This window comes from Shewanella sp. SM21 (genome assembly GCF_025654335.1).
GTDB classification, from domain to species: domain Bacteria; phylum Pseudomonadota; class Gammaproteobacteria; order Enterobacterales; family Shewanellaceae; genus Shewanella; species Shewanella oncorhynchi.
On the sequence record NZ_JAKKRL010000015.1, the window covers coordinates 15,295 to 34,251 of the forward strand.

An 18,957-nucleotide genomic window follows, 5' to 3' on the forward strand; every position below is an offset into this window, starting at 1 on the left:
TATAGGTGGTTTTTCTGCTGCATCCATGTTTAGTTTAGATCGGTTTTTAACCATCTATCTCTATTGTTGCTGTTGTCGCGGTGTCTGGCGTGCCTTCTCTGAATGATAAAAGAGTGGTTGGCGATGATGCCTATTTAGAGAACAACGCGATGATTGAATCAGAATAAAAGTTGTATATACCTTCAAAATACAAAAAGCCCCGATAGCGTTGCTATCGAGGCTTTTATATTTTCTGTATAAATTACATAAAGCGAGCCGGTTGTATAGCGCTAGCCATTACAGGCTGTAGTACATTTCAAACTCAAGTGGGTGAGTTGTACGTGCTACGCGCTCAGCTTCTGCTGTTTTCAGTACGATATAAGATTGGATGAAATCTTCACTGAACACGCCGCCTTTTGTCAGGAACTCATGGTCAGCTTGCAGATTTTCAAGGGCGTTTTCTAATGACGTTGCCACTTGTGGGATTTCAGCCGCTTCTTCTGGAGGCAGATCGTACAGATCTTTGTCCATCGCTTCACCTGGGTGGATCTTGTTTTGGATACCGTCAAGACCCGCCATCAGCAGCGCTGCGAAACCTAAGTATGGGTTTGCATGTGGATCTGGGAAACGTGCTTCGATACGACGGCCTTTAGGGCTTGGTACCACTGGAATACGGATTGATGCAGAGCGGTTACGGGCAGAGTAGGCCAACATAACAGGTGCTTCAAAGTGTGGCACTAAACGCTTGTAAGAGTTAGTGCTTGGGTTAGTGAAAGCGTTCAGCGCGCGAGCGTGCTTGATGATACCACCTATGTAGTACAGAGCCGTTTCACTTAAACCTGCGTATTTGTCGCCAGCGAACAAGTTAACACCGTCTTTCGCCAGAGATTGGTGAACGTGCATGCCGCTACCGTTGTCACCAACGATGGGTTTAGGCATGAAAGTCGCAGTCTTACCGTAAGCGTGTGCCATGTTGTGCACTACGTACTTCAGAATTTGGATTTCATCCGCTTTCTTAGTCAAGGTGTTGAAGCGAGTGGCGATTTCGTTTTGACCTGCAGTCGCCACTTCGTGGTGATGCGCTTCAACCACTTGGCCCATTTCTTCGAGCACTAAACACATAGCGCTACGTAGGTCTTGTGATGAGTCAACCGGTGCAACTGGGAAGTAACCGCCTTTAACAAATGGACGGTGACCTGTGTTGCCGCCTTCGTAGCTAGTGCCTGAGTTCCAAGCCGCTTCTTTAGCGTCGATCTTAACGAAACAACCTGACATGTCAGTACCGAAACGGACATCGTCAAATAGGAAGAATTCTGGTTCTGGTCCAATCAATACAGTATCAGCGATACCAGTAGAGATCAGGTAAGCTTCTGCTTTTTTAGCAATTGAGCGTGGGTCACGGTCGTAACCTGTCATAGTACCTGGTTCAAGAATGTCACAACGGATCAGCGCTGTGGTTTCTTCGGTGAAAGGATCCAGTACGAATGTCGTTGGATCTGGCATCAGTACCATGTCTGATTCGTTAATGCCCTTCCAACCTGCGATAGAAGAACCGTCAAACATTTTGCCGTCTTCGAAGAAATCAGCATCTACCTGATGAGAAGGAATAGATACGTGCTGCTCTTTACCTTTAGTGTCGGTAAAACGTAAATCAACGAACTTAACTTCTAATTCTTCAAGTTGCTTTAAAACTGATTCAACTGACATTCTCAAGCCTCCGGTAGGGTAAAGGGATGCCCCTTCTATAATCTTTTAACTCAAGTGATTTATCTTGAGCCAAACTTACGAGCTATAAAGCGATATCCATGCCAATAATGTAACTTACTGATTAACATGGTTTAAAATCTTTGTTGCACTTAATTGGATTCGCGTGTGCACCATAATAGTGCTTTTGTCTGTGGCATTTTGGTGCATTACTCCATTTTGGTGCGCACTGAATTGATTCATGCAAACCTTAAGCTGGGATGCACAGCGATAACATGCACCGCTTATATGGCAATGAGATGGCAATGACACTTTAGCTTTCACTATCTCAGTAAGTACTGCCTCTGTGAAGCTCACACATACTTTCAGCGCCGATCGGGACTATTTACCACCGCATAACCGCCGCATAATTGTCATAAAACCACGCTAGTCTGTCCAACTATGCCACGCATTATCAATCCAATAGTGGTTTATTATCATATTATTAGGAAAGAGTTCGTTCTCATGTGCGAAATGTCTTTGCTGTTCACAGGCCAAGTGAAATCAGTGATGCGTAAAAAGGTATTCCGTGACAATGAAGTGAGTCTTAATGCCATCGGGTGTAAACGCCAACATGAACGTTAGATTAAGTGTGCCGCAGAATTTATTGCAGTGTGTTCACGTGGTAATTTCTCTGTATCTAAGTCGATTTTGCTGATGCTTAAATCGACATTAGCAGTGCTAACATTGAATACGAAAAATAGCAAATTCAGCTGCTTAACTCGAATTTTTCCTACGAATATGGCAATTAAACAGAGCGTTAACTCTGGCTATAGAGGATTTCATTCAGTGGATGATTGGCGGAAATTACCCAAGGATTGGCGAATTGTTTTATAAGTGTTCAAAAATAATCCTGTGCGCCAAGGCCGCTCTGGAGTAGAATGGCACGCTTTTTATTGTGGTAGATCGAGCTCGATCACCATAACGAATTACTGAAATATCCCTATTTTTGTTTGATGGTAAGAGGTTTATCCGTGCTAGAGAATTTACGTAACATCGCCATTATTGCACACGTTGACCATGGCAAAACGACCCTGGTAGACAAGTTGCTGTCACAGTCAGGCACCCTTGCAACCCGAGGAGAAGCCACTGAGCGGGTGATGGACTCCAACGATCTTGAAAAGGAACGTGGGATCACGATTCTGGCAAAGAATACTGCCATCAAGTGGAACGACTACCGTATTAACATTGTTGATACCCCAGGCCACGCCGATTTCGGTGGTGAGGTTGAGCGTGTTCTGTCTATGGTTGACTCAGTATTATTGCTAGTTGATGCCGTTGACGGTCCAATGCCACAAACTCGCTTCGTAACGAAGAAAGCGTTTGCTCAAGGCCTAAAGCCAATCGTTGTTATCAACAAAATTGACCGTCCAGGTGCACGCCCAGATTGGGTTATTGACCAAGTATTCGACCTGTTCGATAACTTAGGTGCAACTGACGAGCAGCTAGATTTCCCAATCGTTTACGCTTCTGCGTTAAACGGTTTTGCAACTTTAGATCCGGATGTAGCGAGCGATGATATGACGCCGCTGTTCCAAACTATCGTTGAAAAAGTATCTTTCCCAGATGCTGACGCCGAAGGCGCGTTCCAGATGCAAATTTCGCAAATCGACTACAACTCATACGTGGGTGTTATCGGTATCGGCCGCATCAAGCGTGGTAGCGTGAAAACGAACCAACAAGTGACTATTATTGGCGCTGATGGCAAAACTCGTAACGGTAAAATGGGCCAAGTATTAGGTTACATGGGTCTAGACCGTACTGAAGTTGAAATTGCTAACGCTGGCGACATCGTTGCTATCACTGGTTTAGGCGAGCTGAAAATTTCTGACACTATCTGTGCCGTTGGTGCAGTAGAAGCTATGCCACCTTTGACTGTTGATGAACCTACTCTGACCATGACTTTCCAAGTTAATACTTCACCTTTTGCAGGTAAAGAAGGTAAGTATGTGACTTCACGTAACATTCTGGAGCGTCTGCAAACAGAATTAGTCCACAACGTGGCACTGCGTGTTGAAGAAACAGAAAGTCCAGATCGCTTCCGTGTATCTGGCCGTGGTGAATTGCATTTATCAATCTTGATTGAAAACATGCGTCGTGAAGGTTACGAGTTAGCCGTATCACGTCCAGAAGTTATTCTGAAAACTATCGACGGTGAACTGTGTGAACCATTTGAAACCTTGACTGTTGACGTTGAAGAAGAAGATCAAGGCACAGTAATCGAGAAATTAGGTACCCGTAAAGCTGAAATGAAAGACATGCAGCTTGATGGTAAAGGTCGTGTACGTATCGACTTCATCATCCCAAGCCGTGGTTTAATCGGTTTCCAAACTGAGTTTATGACTGCGACTTCTGGTACTGGTCTAATTTATCACTCATTCGACCATTACGGTCCACATAAAGGTGGCGATATCGGTCAACGCGCTAACGGCGTATTGATCTCTAACGCAACGGGTAAGGCATTGACCTTCGCACTGTTCGGTCTACAAGATCGCGGTCGTCTCTTTATCGGCCATGCCGCTGAAGTATACGAAGGCCAAGTGGTTGGTATTCACGCTCGCTCAAACGATCTGACAGTTAACTGTTTGAAAGGTAAGCAGCTGACCAACATGCGTGCTTCTGGTACTGACGAAGCCCAAGTGTTGACTACGCCAATCACAATGACACTTGAGCAAGCGCTTGAGTTCATCGATGATGATGAATTAGTTGAAGTAACGCCTAAGAACATTCGTGTTCGTAAGAGACACTTGACTGAAAACGATCGTAAGCGCTTTAACCGCGGTTAATGCCAGCCTGTTAATTCAGGTGACACGCCCTTAAGGTGAGTCAATCGGTTTAAAAAGCCCTGCATAGGAAACTGTGCAGGGCTTTTTGTTGGGATAAATTGAGTAATGGGTATTATTAGTCCTCATCCATCACCCGTATGCAATTGCGCCCTGCGGATTTTGCGCGGTAGAGGGCGGCGTCCGCTTGGCGAACGAGTTCTAAAGCATTTTGTTTGTTAGAGGGTTGCAGATAGGCGACGCCTGCGCTCACTGTTACAATCCCAAGGTCGGTATTTGCATGCGGAATGGCAATGGCTTGGATCAGTTGATGGATGTGCTGTGCTGTCTCAAGTACGGTTTGATTATCGACATTTGGTAATAGAATGACAAATTCTTCGCCGCCGTAGCGAGCGACTAATTCGCCCGCTCTGCGACCGGACTGGGACAGTGTACTCGCTAATTGTTTAAGGCAATCGTCTCCGGCGAGGTGCCCATAGTGATCGTTAAATTGTTTAAAGTGGTCAATATCGAGCATGATTAGGGCCAGTGAGGAATTGCTCCTTTGTCCCCGACTCCACTCCGTTTGTAACATCATGTCAAATAGGCGGCGATTGCCGATATTGGTTAAACCGTCGGTATTGCTGAGTATTTCAAGTTGCCTATTGGCTTCTGCCAGTTCACTAGTTCGAGCTGTGATCATGGATTCAAGTTCGACGTTACGTTCCTCTAATCGCGCAATCGGGTAAATTTCCCCTTTGTGGGCTAAGCCGTAGGGGATGGATATGCCGCTGTGGACAATCATCCAGTCGTTGTTTTCTCGGTGAAATATCAACACTAGCCGTGCTGTCTCGCGGGAAAGCATAGGATTAGGGATCGGTAAGTGGATATGAAAAAAGGCAGTCACAACCACGAGGTTGTCGGCAAGGTCTTGTAAAGAAAGATCTAACATTTCGATGTGGATTCGCTCAGGCACTTGTGCAAAGTCCTGACGAGTGATTAGCACCCATTCTTCTCTGCTGGTGACAAGCTGATCACTGCTCCCTGCATAGCCGCTAAAGTTATCACTAAAGCGACGAGTTAGCCTGTCATCACGGGAGGCATACATCTCAATATATTCGTCAAATAACGAATGGATCAATTGCTGTCGGTCGGGTCGCATAGGTTAGCTCCGTTGGGGAACATAAAACCATTTTTCTAATATCCGTATAGGAATATTATCTGCGATAAAGTCTAGCTGTTGCCTGATTGTAATCAATTTTATGACGTATATATTAAAAATACTGCAGAGAGTGATGTAAGCCATTATCTGCAGTATGTTTTGTGAGACAAAATTGTTTTGCATTCACTTAATGTATCATTTAGCCCAAGTATTATTTAACACAGCCTGTTGGGTTGGTTCAAAATCAGGCAAAGCTTGTTGGTATTGCTTAGCATGGGCTGCTGATAGGTTACTGGATTGCGTTAGCTGAGTGTGTCACTGGACGGCAGGTGAGGTCTTTTCTGGATAGTATTACTTGGCAGTGGCTTTATTGCTGACGCCTATCATCGCTGTGGTGCGACCGAGGACATCGGGATACTCGATAGGACTTAGAGCCCTATCGAGTGAGCAGTCAAACTTATGATTTAGCTTTATCTGCCAATTTTACCGCATTGACACTTTCACCTTTGAAGCTGATAGTCACATTTTTCTGAGCGACTTCATTATCTTTCAGCAAAGTCTTAGTGGTTTCTGCCAGCATTGGAGAAGCTGCATTTAACGCACTAAGATCATAGGCCCAAACTTCTAGATCCGCTTCATTATAAGTGCTAGCAGGCGCACCTAATTTTTCAGTGATTGTTTGCTTGGTTGTGCCTTCTTTAATGCCGAATGTATTTTTAATCGCTTCATTCGTTGCGCTGTCTAACGCATTGGTTGCCGTATCATTCACTGTGTCAGTGACAGATTGAGTTGCTGATTTAACGATTGAATCGAATGGGCCAGCATAAGCAAATAATGGCAGAGCAGTAAGAGCGATCAATAATGATTTTTTCACACAATAATTCCTTTGGTTAATACATTCCTTTATTAAATGCGCGCGAATTAGACCAGTAATTAGATTTTGTGTCAATTAAGCATCTGTTCTATATGATTTTATTTTAATCCTTTCAGATTGCTCCTACTAAGTGGGTCAACCTTTAGTTGTACCTAAAGGTTTCCATTTTGAGGTTTTCTAGTCTTATCTGCTGCTGTTTTCAAATTTCGTTAGTGTTTTATTCCATCGCAATTGGATCCCGTCATATGTGTCATTTTAGGTGTTCTAGTGATGTCGCGTATTCTAGTGCCCAATTCTATTAATCACTTGGATCAATTCCATGCGGATGTTGTCTGGTGTTTGGCTATGCCAGAACCCCGCTAAGTAAGCGCCCAGCGGTAGGATAAATAATGCGATGAGCACTAATGCGAGCAATCCCTTATGACCGAGTCTGTGGCCAGATTTCAGTCCAAGGCCGAGGGCGGCGGATTTAGGGCAAGCCGCGACACAGCGCATGCAGGCTTGGCACTCGTCACTGCGAACCGTGGTTTTAGTGTGCACTATGATGTTTGCTGGGCAAGCGCGGGTACACTTGTCGCATTTCATCCCTTTTGCTTCGATAAGACAGTGCTGGGTATTGCGGCGAATTTTTAATGGGCTTGCAAAGCTTAAGATCCCAAGCATAGCGCCATAGGGACACAAGTAACGGCAGAATCCCTGACGACGCCATGCCGCTAAAGCGAGGATCAGCGCAAATACCAGTAGCGTGATTAGGCTGGGTGTTAGGAAGAATAATGCCATCTTCAAGTCGGCAATCTTATGATAATTACCTTCAAGATAATGGGGGATGGATTGTGCTGGCATACCAATGACTATGTAGCAAAGTGCTAGGAGTAATAGATATTTCAACATTCGCAGTGGCCAATCTAGCCAAGCAGGTGGTGTAAGCTCTGATTTAATAAAGCGTTTTCTAAAGGAATACAGGTATTCCCCTGCCAAACCTAATGGGCAAGCCCAACCGCAAAATGCCCGCTTGCAGAGTAAACCTGTGAGTAATACCGCCGCTAGCATGACTGCTGCCGCAGGATGGGTTTGATCCCACAAATTGAGGCTGATAATGGCTTTAAGCTCAATGCCACCCGCAATCGGTAAAAAGGCATCGACTACGTCGGGGCGCATTAGCCAAGGTGTGATTCCTTGCTTAAGCAGTACGGTATTGATTGTGTATTGTATGGCAACCAGCAAGAGCGATAGCGCTAAGACATGTTGAGTCCCTTCACGAAGGGTATTGATTTTAATTTCACCCTTGAGTGCATCAGGCGCAAATTTATGCCCAAGTAGCATCAGTGGTAGTGCAATAAGAAGCCCGAGAGCCAGTGGCCAATAAAGACTCATTGCCACCGCACCGATACTGAGCAACAGAGTGGCGACAGCGCCCCATTTCTGGCCGCTCCAATAGCTGAGGGAGGCGAGATACATGAGTGCCAACATCAGCGTGAGTGATTCGATAAAAGTCATAGTGATGAATACAGCTAATAAGTTACAAGTACAGGCTCTGAGTGGTGAACTGAGGATAAGTTTTTGAGTAATAAGTGAAATTGTGCGTCAGATCTAAGATTCGCGCTATCAATCAATTAAAGCGCGCCATAGCTCACAAAGCTAAGTGTTTTAGTCTTGCACAAATAAAGTATGGCTTGCAGGGACAGCGTGCGAGGTCACACAAAGAATAAAAAGCCCCAGCAATTTATTTTGCTAGGGCTTAGGCGTTCAGTGGGGCATTTGGATTAATTTTTTGATTTTTCGAGTGCTTCGATAAATTTGCTCGATTCGTTAATCGAGGTGTTCATCTCTTTAATCAGGGCCGAAATATCGGTTTGCAGACTCGCAAATTCGCTTTTAATCGCACCAATGGCTTGGGCGTTTAAGTTATGCTTGAGATACAGCATATTGTCTTTCATAGCGGTGAGAATCGGCGGCATTTTCGACTCGGCACGGCGCATACTTTTAATCAATTGTTCATAGGCGCGGCGTGTTTCTTTGAGTTTAGTTTCACTGTTGCGGCGTAGGTTGGCTTTACTGATCTCGCTAATTTCATTTTGCCACTCATCGAACAGGGCTTCGGCTACATCTTCGACTTTATTGATGCGGTTGCTGACGTTATCGGCGGCACTTTGAGCCGATTCGTATTCATCTTTGGCTCTGCTATAGGCTTTTTCTAAGTTGCCATCACTGTAATTGAGCAGTGCTTGCATTTCTTCTAGGGCAGAGCTGAACTCTTTTTGAGCATCCTGTTGGGATTTTTTCGCATCTTTAACTCTGTCGACCATAATATCGCGTTTATGGTAACCGACCTTTTCCATTGCGCCGTAGTAGGCACTCTGGCAACCACTAAGCAGGAGACTTGTGGCAATCAGCCCTGAAGCTATCAGTCTTTTCATTGGGTGTTCCGTCGCTGAATGAAATTAATTAATCGGCTTTAAATCGCGCCGCATCGATAATGCTCCACAGATGAAAGATAGCACCTATTATCGCGGGCACAATCAGCCACCAGAGGGCATAACCCACCACTGTGATAATGAAAAATAACAGTGCGGCCATTATTCTGCCTTGCAATAATTGGCCTAGCCCAGGAAAAAATAGGCTAGCAATAGCGGAAATAACGTTACCTGCAGATCCTTGTTGAGACATCAATTCACTCCTTAGACTTGTAAATTAAGCGTTTATTGTACGAAGATAACGAGTCTATACCAACAGAATCAAGAGAAACCCGTGACTAAGAAGATAGAACTGGCACAAATTCGCGCCTTATTCCTCGGGATCTGGCAATTCCTGCTGCATTTGAGACGGCGTTTAGTTGAAGATCAAATCAATATCCGCGCCGGACATTTAGCCTATGTCACACTGTTGTCACTCGTGCCTATGGTGGCGGTGACTATGTCTATGCTGTCAGCTTTTCCGGTATTTAAGGGGATACGTGGACAGATAGAAGGTTTCGTTTATCAGAATTTTTTACCCGCCGCTGGCGACACAGTGCAAGTGTATATCAATGAGTTTGTGGCCAATGCCTCTAAGGGGACTGCGGTTGGGATTGCGGCCTTAGTTGTGGTTGCCATTTTGCTGATTTCTGCCATTGATAAATCGCTTAATAACATTTGGCGTACTAAAGAGAAGCGTTCAGTGGTGGTGGCTTTTTCTATGTATTGGATGGTCATCACTTTGGGCCCGGTATTGGTGGGGGCCAGTTTGGTCGCCACTTCCTACGTGGTGTCATTGAAGGTCTTTGACGGTCAGTTGTCGGGTGTGGTGCCCGTGTTTCTTGAGCGTTTGCCCATGCTGTTCTCAGTTGCGGCATTCTTGCTGTTGTATATGGTGGTGCCTAATCAAAAAGTGAAGTTTCTACATGCACTATTAGGGGCGATTGTTGCCGCAATCTTGTTTGAGTTAGGCAAAAAAGCCTTTGCTTTGTATGTCACTCAGTTTCCGAGTTATGAAGCGATTTATGGTGCTTTAGCCGTGATCCCCATTATCTTTGTCTGGGTGTATTTATCGTGGATGATAGTATTACTCGGCGCGGAAATTACCGCCGCGATGCCTGAATATTTAGATTATGAGTCGAGCTCAGATGATGACGAAACCGCTCTGAATCCTAAGCCCCTAGAAAATGCCTCCCAAGAAAATTCCGCTGCGGTGTTAACTTCGGCTGAGGTGACGGCACTCAAGGCGGTGGCTAAATCTGAATGACCCCATTAGAGGATTATTAATGGCGATGACACTGAATGCCTGAATCCTTCCCATCTTTTATCCGTCGCGACTGGTTTAACGTTGGCAATGGTCAGCAATTGCATCTGGCGCAATACGGTAATCCACAAGGTATCCCGCTGCTGTATTTGCACGGCGGTCCAGGAGCGGGTTGTGATATCGGTGATTTAGCTTTATTTAATGGCGATCAATATTGGATTTTGCTTTTAGATCAACGCGGTTCTGGGCAATCTTTACCCTTTGGCGATTTAGCCAACAACCATCTCACTGGTTTGATTAGCGATATTGAGGCGATTCGCCTTGCATTGGGTATTGAGCGTTGGTGTTTAGCCGGTGGCTCTTTTGGGGCCACATTAGGCTTAATTTACAGCGGATTATTCCCAGAGCGGGTGATTGCACAGGTACTGTGGGCGTTATTTATTCCATCCAAAGAAGGTCTCGACTGGCTCTATGGCGCTGACGGCGCGGCAAAATTGCAACCTGCTGCTTATCGACTCTTCAATGACATTTTTCCGGCTCAGTTATCGCTGATTGAATTACTAGATTCATATCATCTAGGTTTGGCATCGGCCGATGAAAATGTGCGATACCATTTTGCGCGGCGTTGGGTACAGTGGGAGTTGCAGCTTGCGGGGGCGAGGTTAGTGCTACCAAGGCTGTTACCCGAATCCGTATTAGCATTAGCCAATATCGAGTTACACTTTGCTCGACATAATTACTTCAATGCCATGAATGTGTTACAGCGCGTGACGCCTAGAGTGAAGGCGCGTAGTGTGTTATTGCAAGGAATGCAGGATGCGATTTGCCCAGCGACGCTATTACGCGATTTTTTGGCTGGGTTGGAGCATGCTATTACAATTCAATCTGTTGTCGATGGCGGACATATGCTCAATAGTGAGTCTCTGTTTTTGGCGGTCACAGCAGAAATCCATGCTATGTGGTCGTGGATACATCAAAGGGAAATACAATGAAAACATTGCTCATCAGTGCCAGTTTACTCGGATTAACCGCCTGTGCCGCTACGGCGCCCTCGCAAACCAGCACGATTGACCCAGTGGCGACTCAGGAGGTCGTGAGTGCCCCTGTCGCGCCCAAAGTTGTTGAACTCGGTGGGTTGACCAATGAAACTGCCGCTGATCGCTTGTACCAAGCGCTGATTAACGCAAATTATCTGGCCACCCAAGTTGCGCCGACTAAAGTTGCTGTGCAGTTTGGCAATAACCAATTCTTGCTTGAGCCGAGTATCAATTCAGCGGGCATTGACCGTATTTTAATGAATCGCTTCTATGCTGTGCACCCGCAATTGCAGGCTAGCCAAGAGTTGCCTGCCGTGATTGGCACCTTGAATCAGAAGCTTAATTTTGCCAAGTTTGTGTTGTTGGACCAAGGCGCAGTGATTCAAGTGCAAGGTACAGTGACCTTTGCCGACCGTATCGAAATAGAAGAATTACGTCGCTTTATGCTGTGGACGAACGGCGGCTTAGCGCAGGTCGTACAATCTTTGCCTGATGGCGTAGAGCAATATATCCGCCCGCTACCGCTAATGCCGCAAATGGTTCCCGTTAAGCCTTAATCTAAAAGGAAAAGTTGTGATTGCTTTAATTCAAAGAGTGAGTCGCGCCAGTGTGGTGGTTGATAACCAAACCCTAGGTGAAATCAATAAAGGCTTGTTGGTTCTGCTCGGTGTCGAGCAAGAAGATACCCGCGAGAAGATGGAAAAGTTGGCGACTAAAGTCATGAGTTATCGCGTTTTTTCCGATGAAAATGGCAAGATGAATCTCAATCTAGAACAAGTCGGTGGGTCTTTGTTAGTCGTGTCACAATTTACCTTGGCTGCCGATACGGGTCGTGGCTTGAGGCCGAGTTTTTCAGGGGCGGGTACGCCGGAACAAGCCTTAGGCTTGTATGAAGAGTTTGTCGCATTCTGCCGCGCTAAGGGCGTTCACACAGAAACCGGACAGTTCGGCGCCGATATGCAAGTGTCCTTAGTCAATGATGGCCCAGTGACCTTTAATCTGCAGGTGTAGCTTCTATCGTGATGTTTAAGGGGTCTAGGTGATGGGATGCTAGGCATACTCAATGTCGCTTGTACTAAGAGGGAGTATTAAGGGGAATGCATATGGATCAATTGCTTATTAAATTACGTCAGACTTGGCATAGTACGATCCCCGTTAGCGAGTTTATGCAGATAGTGCCACTCGATTACAGCGAGGGAGAATTTCGAGTCACAGCGCCGATGACGCCCAATATTAATCTGCATCAGACCATGTTTGCGGGCAGCATTTATACCTTGATGACCTTAACAGGCTGGGGTGCCGTGTGGCTAAATCAGCAGTTAGTGGGCGTGGCGGGTGATATTGTGCTCGCCGATGCCCATATTCGTTATCTTGCTCCTGTGACTTGTGACCCTGTGGTAAAAGTACAATGGCCAGATGTGGATCTCAGCCCGTTACAAAGGGGGCGCAGAGTTAAGGTGAAGCTGGAAGTGCAATTGTATTGTATGGATTCATTGTGTGCGGTTTTTGAAGGCCTGTATGTTAGTACGTCGAAAGTATGAATGCGTCGAAAGCAATTTAGTGTATCTGTACGTCGAAGGTGATGTATAACCTTTCTAAAAAATCGAAGCTAATCTCAGATTTTATCCGCTTTATTTCTTTTTTATGGGCTAATACACTAGCGTCATAGAGTTGAGATATTCCATCTGACTCTGAGTCATTTACCTATTTTCGGAGCAGATTATGTCTAAAGTCTTAATTTTAAAATCAAGCATTCTTGGCGGTTATTCACAATCTGCCGTGTTAATTGATCACTTAGCGAGTCACTGGGAAACCCAAGGCGCCGCTATTACAGTGCGTGATTTAGGCGGTAAAGACGTACTACCTATGGTAGACGGTGAAATCGCTTCTGGGTTACGCGGTGGTGCAGAATTATCGGCACGTCAGCAAGAAATGCTCGCCTTATCAGATACCTTAGTCGCTGAATTAAAAGCGAACGATACGATTGTTATCGCTGCACCTATGTACAACTTTACGATTCCGGTTCAACTTAAAAACTGGATCGATTTTGTCGCCCGTGCCGGTGTGACTTTTACTTATACTGAAACAGGTCCAAAAGGATTAGTGGAAGGTAAACGCGCTGTGTTGGTGACGACCCGTGGCGGCGCTCACAAAGATGGCCCAACGGATCACGTTGTACCTTACTTGAAAACGGTTTTAGGCTTTATGGGTATCACCAATGTTGAAGTGGTTTACGCCGAAGCACTGAATATGGGCCCTGAAGCACACGATAAAGGCATGGGCGAAGCGAAACACAGTATCGATCAGCTGAAAGCTTAATTGTCCCATTGATTAGCTGAGTCATTTGATTTAGCTGAATAAATAATGCCAGCCCTTAATAGGCTGGCATTTTTGTATGTGCATTTCAGCTAAGCACGCTTGGCTTAAGTGGGTAGGTTTGAGCGGCTGGACTCGAGCGGCTAGTTTTAAGTGGCACGCTTAGCTCTTATTCGCAAAGGCTGCAGCCTTTGGCGAGGGTGCTTGTCTCAACATAACGCATCTTAGTGCTGGCTTGGTCGCGATTACGACTGATGCTAAAGCGTGTATGGCGTTCAGTTTCAAGCGGCTTTTCAGCAGTGTTACTCTGTGTGGCTTCAAACTGTAACGCTTTGGCATGATTTGTTTTATGCATACACCACCTCGCAGATATTTAAGTCATCGCAATATACAGACTGGCCTGATTAGCGCCGTACAACCAAGGCTTAAATTAGCTCGGCTGGCAGCAGACTAAATCTTTAAGCGAACCACCATTTACTACGCAGCTAAAGCCATTGGCCTTGAGAATGTCGCAGCCCTTTTGTGCTCGAATCCCTGCGCCACAGTAGAGCACGAAGGGATGTTGCTTATTGTCGACTTGGTGTAACCATTGGTCGAGCGTTGGCAATGGCACATTAATGGCTTGGGGCAAGTGACCGGAGGCAAATTCCTCTGGTGAACGCACATCAATCACCCGTGCGCCTTGCTCAATCAATTGCCAACATTTTTCGCCCGAGTGGCTGCCGGATAACTTAGCCAGTAAAGATTGAAACATAGCATTGCTCCTACCATTAGAAAATTTTCAATAAGTTTATTCTAATGAATTGGCGTGTGCAAGCGTTGCAAATTATCGGCAGTGAATGGTTTTTGGCATTGCCGGCACTAGACAAGTAGTTAGAGGCTAGACACATTAGCTCGTTGATAGTGAATGATGTCGTGGAATACCACGGCTTGCTCGTTGAGATTGCGATAGCCATGGGGTTTGTCGGCCGCAAATCGTACTGCTTCACCTTGGTTGAGTGTTTGCCACTCGCCATCGACTAGCACTTCCATAGTACCGCTCAAGACAATGACATGCTCAGTGACACCCGTTTCATGGGGCTCAGAAAGGCGCTGATAGTTTGGCAGCAGGGTCAGTTCAAACATCTCGAAACCGAAGCGCTCTTCAAAGGGGAAGAGTGAGGCGACTAGCATGCCGTCGGTGGCGGGTTGTTGGCGTAAGTCGTCGGGCTTACGGAATACTGCGCCTTGGCTCTGGGGCGTGGGTTCGAGAAAGGTCGACAGCGAGATATTGAATCCACTGGCAATTTTCCACAGCGTCGCAATGGTTGGGCTTGATTCACCGCGCTCGATTTGTCCTATCATGGCCTTACTCACGCCCGTCTCTTGGGCGGCTTTATCTAAACTCCATCCCTTTTGGTTGCGAAGTGCTTTAAGCGTGGTGGCGAGATAGCTGTTTATCGTCTGCACAATGGCCCCATCATTTTTATGAAAATTTAGTTTGTACGTTATAACGCACAGGTGTTATCTTGTCCATCTCGTACGTTATAGCGCACAAAAGCTATCTTGTTCATTTTATAAGTTATAGCGCACAAAGTAATGGCGACATCAATTGCAGAGAAAGGGAGTGGATATGTGGCGAGATGCAGGGAGTTTATCAAAAATATCAGCGGGATTTATTGCGGTATTAGTGGGTTATAGCAGCTCGGCTGTGATCATCTTTCAAGCAGCGGAGGCTGTGGGGGCGACACCGGCACAGATCAGTTCATGGCTGTGGGCTTTAGGTGTGGGCATGGGCGTGACCAGCATAGGGTTATCGCTTTACTACAAGAATCCTATTCTAACGGCTTGGTCTACACCGGGCGCAGCGCTAATGGTGACGAGCTTAGCGGGGTTGAGCGTAAACCAAGCCATAGGCGCTTTTCTGGTGAGTTCAATTCTAATCACCCTTTGCGGTGTTGCGGGCTGGATGGATAAGCTTATCCGTGTCATGCCGCAGTCGGTGGCTTCCGCCATGTTGGCGGGGATCTTATTGCAATTTGGGCTAGGGCTATTTCAGGCGATGCAAACCCAGCTGAGTCTGATATTGATCATGCTGTTGGTGTTTGTCATCGTTAAGCCTTTTGCGCCGCGTTACATCATCTTACTGACCTTGTTGGTGGGTATAGGTATGAGTTTTCAATTAGATTTACTCAAGCTAGATGCCGTTCAGCTGCAACTGGCGATGCCCGTGTGGACTACACCTGAGTTTTCGTTGGCGAGTGTGATTGGCGTGGCGCTGCCGCTGTTTGTAGTGACTATGGCCTCGCAAAATATGCCGGGCGTTGCTGCGCTGCATGGTAATGGCTACAGGCCGCCCATTTCACCTTTGATCACGAGCACAGGGCTAATCGGGGTTATCCTCGCGCCCTTTGGCGGTTTTGCCTTTAACTTATCCGCTATCACAGCGGCGATTTGTATGGGTAAAGAAGCAGATCCGAATCCCGCGACCCGTTACTGGGCTGCGGTGTGGGGCGGGGTATTTTACTTTATCACTGGGTTATTGGGCGCCACTGTGGTTGGCCTGTTTTCTGCTTTCCCGAAGGAGTTAGTCCTGGCCATCGCCGGATTAGCCTTGCTCGGCACTATCGCCAATAGCCTGACCGCCGCATTAGCTAAAACGGAAGATCGCGAAGTCGCGGTGATCACTTTCTTGGTCACTGCATCGGGTTTTAGTGTGCTGGGTATCGGCAGCGCATTTTGGGGACTGTTGCTTGGGTTTATTATCCATTGGTGGAACGGGCACAGAACTGCATCAGTAGTTAAGCGAGCGAATACTTAACTGCAGCAAAGCACCTTAGAGATGAATTTCAAACACTAAGGCGCATGTGTTTTAGATTCTCTTCGTCATAAACACGCTATTGGGGTCGAGTTGGTAGCCGTCGAAGGGGCCACAGATTTCAAAACCAAATTTGCAGTAGAGCAGGCGGGCAGGATTGAAGAAGTTCATCGAACCTGTCTCTAGACTCAGGCGTTTGACGCCAGCGCTTTTGGCATCGTTAATCAAGTGCTGCAATATCTTAGAAGCTATGCCCTGTTGCTTATAGGGCGCGGCGGTGCGCATAGATTTGATCTCGGCGTGCTCGGCATCTAACCATTTTAGTGCACCGCAGCCCGCTAAATTATTGCCATCCCATAGGGTCCAAAAGCGAATATTGGGCTGACGCAGGCCATCAAGATCTAATGCGTGCACACTTTCAGGCGGTGAGGTTGCCCGCATATCGTTGAGGTGTTCCTGCAGTAAAGCCGCAATCTCAGGCCCTTTAAGGTCATCTAAGGTGATTTTCATGGCTCTTATGGTGGATTTCATGGCAGATCGGTTACTCCCTATAATTGTGGCTTATCCATAATGGCGTCATTGCTTTGTTATCTGTTTGCCAATGCGCCGTTGTAGATAAGCAAATGTTAGGCCACAAAACTAGGGAGTAGAAAAGGTATCAGTTGAATGTTGAGCCGTACATCTCTCAAGATAGGACTATTGTGGAGGCTCAATTTTTCTTAAAAAAGTAAATTTATCTTCATACATTGATTCATATTTTATTTCAATATTTACTTCATTTAATGCTGAAATAAGATCATTAATCTTGACAAAGCCATTCTTATGTTCATTTGTAGAAAAAAGCCATTGTGATTGTGAAGGTAAAATAGTGCCTGGGATACCCAAAAGATTGAAATGAAAATGCTCATTTCTTAATTCAGGAAATAATCCTAGATATCTAAAATCTCCCAAGCTAAATTCTTTATTATTCCGTTTTATCTTCGCTGAAGTAATAACCGCCGGTCCAATGCCATCGTTAGTGAAATGAACTCCTATTTTCTCGCAGTGATTTGATATTTCAACTCTACAGTTAAGGATTGGTTTAACGGATAATTTATTATGTTTCTTTGTCATCTTACCCTGCCAAATCGTTGCAACTAAGGCAAACAGTGCAATAAATACTGACGAAATAGCAATAATGATTTCAGGAGTAATCCAGTTAAACATGCCACAATTTCCAATAAAGTAAGAGTAAGGCAAGATATCGCTATCTTTACTTGATTACAATATCAGTAGATTTAATTTGAAATTAATCACCATTTCCTATCATATGTGCATGAAAGTCGTACAGCTACACTCTGAAATATACATCTTGCTCACAACGAATAATTACCTAACTAGATGTTGTAAAATTTGGTTAGCGAAGTTTGCAGTTATTAAATGTTAGCTCGCGTCTTTGTAAGCCTACAGATTACACTAATGCTCGAAAGGCAAACCATGGTGATTGGCGAGACGACCGTCCGCCCCATGGACGGGGCGGTCGAGCATCCAGGGATGGACTTGCTGCGTGTCGTCGAGCCGGTACCATGGTTGGCCTCACTCTGAACAATATCTATGTTTAACTGCCTCTTCGCCTTCCGTAACTTTCGTTTATCAACTTAGATTCCCTAGGTTTCTTTCACAGTGTTGTGAGTGAATGTCATGGCAAGCCTGTATAGGCGAATATCAGCAAACGCTAAGGCCAACAGTAATTTAAAAAGTGATCCAAACGGATATAAAAATGGCCGAGGATAAGCTCGGCCATGATTTACTCGATTAAGCGTAAAATGGGTAGGTTTAGTAGTATTTCTTCAAATAACTCTCGGCGTAGTTTTTGAGTTTTTTGTTTGAGCTCGCGGTTGCCATATTTTCAATCACATTGCGGTAAGCGGTATTCCCTGAACTAGCTAGCGCTTTTGCCATGTTGGCATAGGTATCGATGGCGAGTTTGTCATCGGCCATTAAGCGTGGTGTTTTCAATTCGTTACTGAGTACGGCTAGGATAAAATCATCGTACTGGCGGTCATCTATGATGCGTTTAGCCGCGAGACGCATTAATTCTAAATCATTGCTGCGTAGGGCATTGGCGAAGGCATTATTTTGCTGACTTTGATCGGCAGTATATTGGCTTTTATCCGCAAGAATCGCATTCCATTTTTTATATATCGTTATGTTTTCTAAAGCTTGACCTGCGTATTTTTTGAGTTTTTTAGGATAATCACCATTAACAATCTTGTTGATGGTTTCGCTGTACTTATCATTGCCTGAATAAGCTAAGCCTTTGACTAACCAAGCACTGTAGTCAATGGCATTTTTTTCAGTGGCTTGGGGCAAAGATGCGAGTAGCTTTGCTTCGAGCGCATCAAAAATGGCAGGATCGGATAAACCAGTGATGGTGAGTGATTCAATGGCTTCTTTTTGCTTGAATTGGTTATCACCCTTAAAGATTTCTTGATAGGTTTCAACCGTATATTCCTGAGCCAATAAAGGCGAGCTTAATAAACTGATGCTAAGCAGCATACCTGCAAAGAGTGGTTTCATGGTGATGTCCT

At 45.5% G+C, this 18,957-nt stretch carries 20 protein-coding genes; 8 read left to right on the forward strand and 12 right to left on the reverse strand.

The genetic code is table 11. The annotated features are described in order from the left end of the window. Nucleotides 1–276: 276 nt before the first annotated feature. Nucleotides 277–1,686, reverse strand: coding sequence for a glutamate--ammonia ligase (gene glnA, locus L5L94_RS17975; protein WP_113941334.1), 1,410 nt, complete (start codon nt 1,684–1,686; stop codon nt 277–279). A 1,010-nt stretch (nt 1,687–2,696) separates the two neighbouring features. On the opposite strand from glnA, the gene typA reads away from it, so the two are divergent. Next, complete coding sequence (typA, locus tag L5L94_RS17980) at nt 2,697–4,508, forward strand: translational GTPase TypA (RefSeq protein ID WP_105251119.1); 1,812 nt, start codon at nt 2,697–2,699, stop codon at nt 4,506–4,508. A gap of 115 nt (nt 4,509–4,623) precedes the next feature. Here the strand turns inward: typA and L5L94_RS17985 are convergent, their stop codons facing one another. From L5L94_RS17985 to L5L94_RS18005, 5 genes are all read right to left on the reverse strand, one after another. Beyond that, a complete protein-coding gene (locus tag L5L94_RS17985) occupies nt 4,624–5,646 on the reverse strand; it encodes a GGDEF domain-containing protein (protein ID WP_263164366.1) in 1,023 nt (340 codons plus the stop codon). A 457-nt stretch (nt 5,647–6,103) separates the two neighbouring features. Beyond that, complete coding sequence (locus L5L94_RS17990) at nt 6,104–6,520, reverse strand: hypothetical protein (protein WP_263164368.1); 417 nt, start codon at nt 6,518–6,520, stop codon at nt 6,104–6,106. A 282-nt stretch (nt 6,521–6,802) separates the two neighbouring features. Beyond that, complete coding sequence (locus tag L5L94_RS17995) at nt 6,803–8,017, reverse strand: 4Fe-4S binding protein (protein ID WP_105251123.1); 1,215 nt, start codon at nt 8,015–8,017, stop codon at nt 6,803–6,805. A gap of 266 nt (nt 8,018–8,283) precedes the next feature. Next, nucleotides 8,284–8,937, reverse strand: coding sequence for a DUF2959 domain-containing protein (locus tag L5L94_RS18000; RefSeq protein WP_263164370.1), 654 nt, complete (start codon nt 8,935–8,937; stop codon nt 8,284–8,286). Between the two features lie 28 nt (nt 8,938–8,965). Next, nucleotides 8,966–9,187, reverse strand: coding sequence for a hypothetical protein (locus L5L94_RS18005; protein WP_263164372.1), 222 nt, complete (start codon nt 9,185–9,187; stop codon nt 8,966–8,968). Between the two features lie 81 nt (nt 9,188–9,268). Between L5L94_RS18005 and L5L94_RS18010 the strand changes: the two genes are divergently transcribed. The 6 genes from L5L94_RS18010 (at nt 9,269) to azoR (ending at nt 13,593) form a co-directional block, all read left to right on the forward strand. Then, a complete protein-coding gene (locus L5L94_RS18010) occupies nt 9,269–10,240 on the forward strand; it encodes a virulence factor BrkB family protein (protein WP_263164374.1) in 972 nt (323 codons plus the stop codon). Between the two features lie 35 nt (nt 10,241–10,275). Continuing rightward, nucleotides 10,276–11,229: an alpha/beta fold hydrolase gene (locus L5L94_RS18015; RefSeq protein WP_263164376.1), complete on the forward strand. Its 954-nt coding sequence runs from the start codon at nt 10,276–10,278 to the stop codon at nt 11,227–11,229. After that, nucleotides 11,226–11,831: a hypothetical protein gene (locus L5L94_RS18020; protein ID WP_263164377.1), complete on the forward strand. Its 606-nt coding sequence runs from the start codon at nt 11,226–11,228 to the stop codon at nt 11,829–11,831. Before L5L94_RS18015 ends, L5L94_RS18020 begins: the two co-directional genes overlap by 4 nt. Nucleotides 11,832–11,847: 16 nt before the next feature. Then, on the forward strand, nt 11,848–12,285 hold the full coding sequence (gene dtd, locus L5L94_RS18025) for a D-aminoacyl-tRNA deacylase (protein ID WP_131524019.1): 438 nt from the start codon (nt 11,848–11,850) through the stop codon (nt 12,283–12,285). Nucleotides 12,286–12,377: 92 nt separating this feature from the next. After that, nucleotides 12,378–12,815: a thioesterase domain-containing protein gene (locus tag L5L94_RS18030; protein ID WP_263164379.1), complete on the forward strand. Its 438-nt coding sequence runs from the start codon at nt 12,378–12,380 to the stop codon at nt 12,813–12,815. Between the two features lie 181 nt (nt 12,816–12,996). Next, nucleotides 12,997–13,593, forward strand: a complete 597-nt coding sequence (gene azoR, locus L5L94_RS18035) for an FMN-dependent NADH-azoreductase (RefSeq protein ID WP_105251130.1) — start codon at nt 12,997–12,999, stop codon at nt 13,591–13,593. 166 nt (nt 13,594–13,759) lie between these two features. On the opposite strand, the gene L5L94_RS18040 is transcribed toward azoR, so the two are convergent. The 3 genes from L5L94_RS18040 to L5L94_RS18050 form a co-directional block, all read right to left on the reverse strand. Beyond that, entirely contained in the window at nt 13,760–13,945 is a 186-nt protein-coding gene (locus L5L94_RS18040) for a hypothetical protein (protein ID WP_263140776.1), read from the reverse strand. Between the two features lie 75 nt (nt 13,946–14,020). After that, on the reverse strand, nt 14,021–14,344 hold the full coding sequence (locus L5L94_RS18045; RefSeq protein ID WP_105251132.1) for a rhodanese-like domain-containing protein: 324 nt from the start codon (nt 14,342–14,344) through the stop codon (nt 14,021–14,023). Nucleotides 14,345–14,463: 119 nt separating this feature from the next. Then, entirely contained in the window at nt 14,464–15,039 is a 576-nt protein-coding gene (locus L5L94_RS18050; protein WP_263164381.1) for a helix-turn-helix domain-containing protein, read from the reverse strand. Between the two features lie 163 nt (nt 15,040–15,202). Here L5L94_RS18050 and L5L94_RS18055 point away from each other — a divergent pair, with 163 nt between their 5' ends. After that, on the forward strand, nt 15,203–16,390 hold the full coding sequence (locus L5L94_RS18055) for a benzoate/H(+) symporter BenE family transporter (protein WP_263164383.1): 1,188 nt from the start codon (nt 15,203–15,205) through the stop codon (nt 16,388–16,390). A gap of 51 nt (nt 16,391–16,441) precedes the next feature. On the opposite strand, the gene L5L94_RS18060 is transcribed toward L5L94_RS18055, so the two are convergent. The 3 genes from L5L94_RS18060 to L5L94_RS18070 all read right to left on the reverse strand — a co-directional run bounded on the left by L5L94_RS18060 (nt 16,442) and on the right by L5L94_RS18070 (nt 18,946). Next, nucleotides 16,442–16,918: a GNAT family N-acetyltransferase gene (locus L5L94_RS18060; protein WP_263164385.1), complete on the reverse strand. Its 477-nt coding sequence runs from the start codon at nt 16,916–16,918 to the stop codon at nt 16,442–16,444. Between the two features lie 165 nt (nt 16,919–17,083). Further along, on the reverse strand, nt 17,084–17,593 hold the full coding sequence (locus tag L5L94_RS18065) for a hypothetical protein (RefSeq protein ID WP_263147790.1): 510 nt from the start codon (nt 17,591–17,593) through the stop codon (nt 17,084–17,086). 609 nt (nt 17,594–18,202) lie between these two features. Then, nucleotides 18,203–18,946, reverse strand: a complete 744-nt coding sequence (locus tag L5L94_RS18070; RefSeq protein ID WP_263147787.1) for a hypothetical protein — start codon at nt 18,944–18,946, stop codon at nt 18,203–18,205. Nucleotides 18,947–18,957: the final 11 nt, after the last annotated feature.

Coding starts and splice junctions, on each gene's coding strand:
- L5L94_RS18015 (WP_263164376.1), top strand. CDS start 10,276: ATGCCTGAATCCTTCCCATCTTTTATCCGTCGCGACTGGTTTAACGTT.
- L5L94_RS18005 (WP_263164372.1), bottom strand. CDS start 9,187: ATGTCTCAACAAGGATCTGCAGGTAACGTTATTTCCGCTATTGCTAGC.
- glnA (WP_113941334.1), bottom strand. CDS start 1,686: ATGTCAGTTGAATCAGTTTTAAAGCAACTTGAAGAATTAGAAGTTAAG.
- L5L94_RS18055 (WP_263164383.1), top strand. CDS start 15,203: ATGTGGCGAGATGCAGGGAGTTTATCAAAAATATCAGCGGGATTTATT.
- L5L94_RS18040 (WP_263140776.1), bottom strand. CDS start 13,945: ATGCATAAAACAAATCATGCCAAAGCGTTACAGTTTGAAGCCACACAG.
- L5L94_RS18030 (WP_263164379.1), top strand. CDS start 12,378: ATGGATCAATTGCTTATTAAATTACGTCAGACTTGGCATAGTACGATC.
- L5L94_RS18045 (WP_105251132.1), bottom strand. CDS start 14,344: ATGTTTCAATCTTTACTGGCTAAGTTATCCGGCAGCCACTCGGGCGAA.
- L5L94_RS18065 (WP_263147790.1), bottom strand. CDS start 17,593: ATGTTTAACTGGATTACTCCTGAAATCATTATTGCTATTTCGTCAGTA.
- L5L94_RS17985 (WP_263164366.1), bottom strand. CDS start 5,646: ATGCGACCCGACCGACAGCAATTGATCCATTCGTTATTTGACGAATAT.
- L5L94_RS18000 (WP_263164370.1), bottom strand. CDS start 8,937: ATGAAAAGACTGATAGCTTCAGGGCTGATTGCCACAAGTCTCCTGCTT.
- azoR (WP_105251130.1), top strand. CDS start 12,997: ATGTCTAAAGTCTTAATTTTAAAATCAAGCATTCTTGGCGGTTATTCA.
- L5L94_RS18020 (WP_263164377.1), top strand. CDS start 11,226: ATGAAAACATTGCTCATCAGTGCCAGTTTACTCGGATTAACCGCCTGT.
- L5L94_RS18070 (WP_263147787.1), bottom strand. CDS start 18,946: ATGAAACCACTCTTTGCAGGTATGCTGCTTAGCATCAGTTTATTAAGC.
- L5L94_RS18060 (WP_263164385.1), bottom strand. CDS start 16,918: ATGAAATCCACCATAAGAGCCATGAAAATCACCTTAGATGACCTTAAA.
- L5L94_RS17995 (WP_105251123.1), bottom strand. CDS start 8,017: ATGACTTTTATCGAATCACTCACGCTGATGTTGGCACTCATGTATCTC.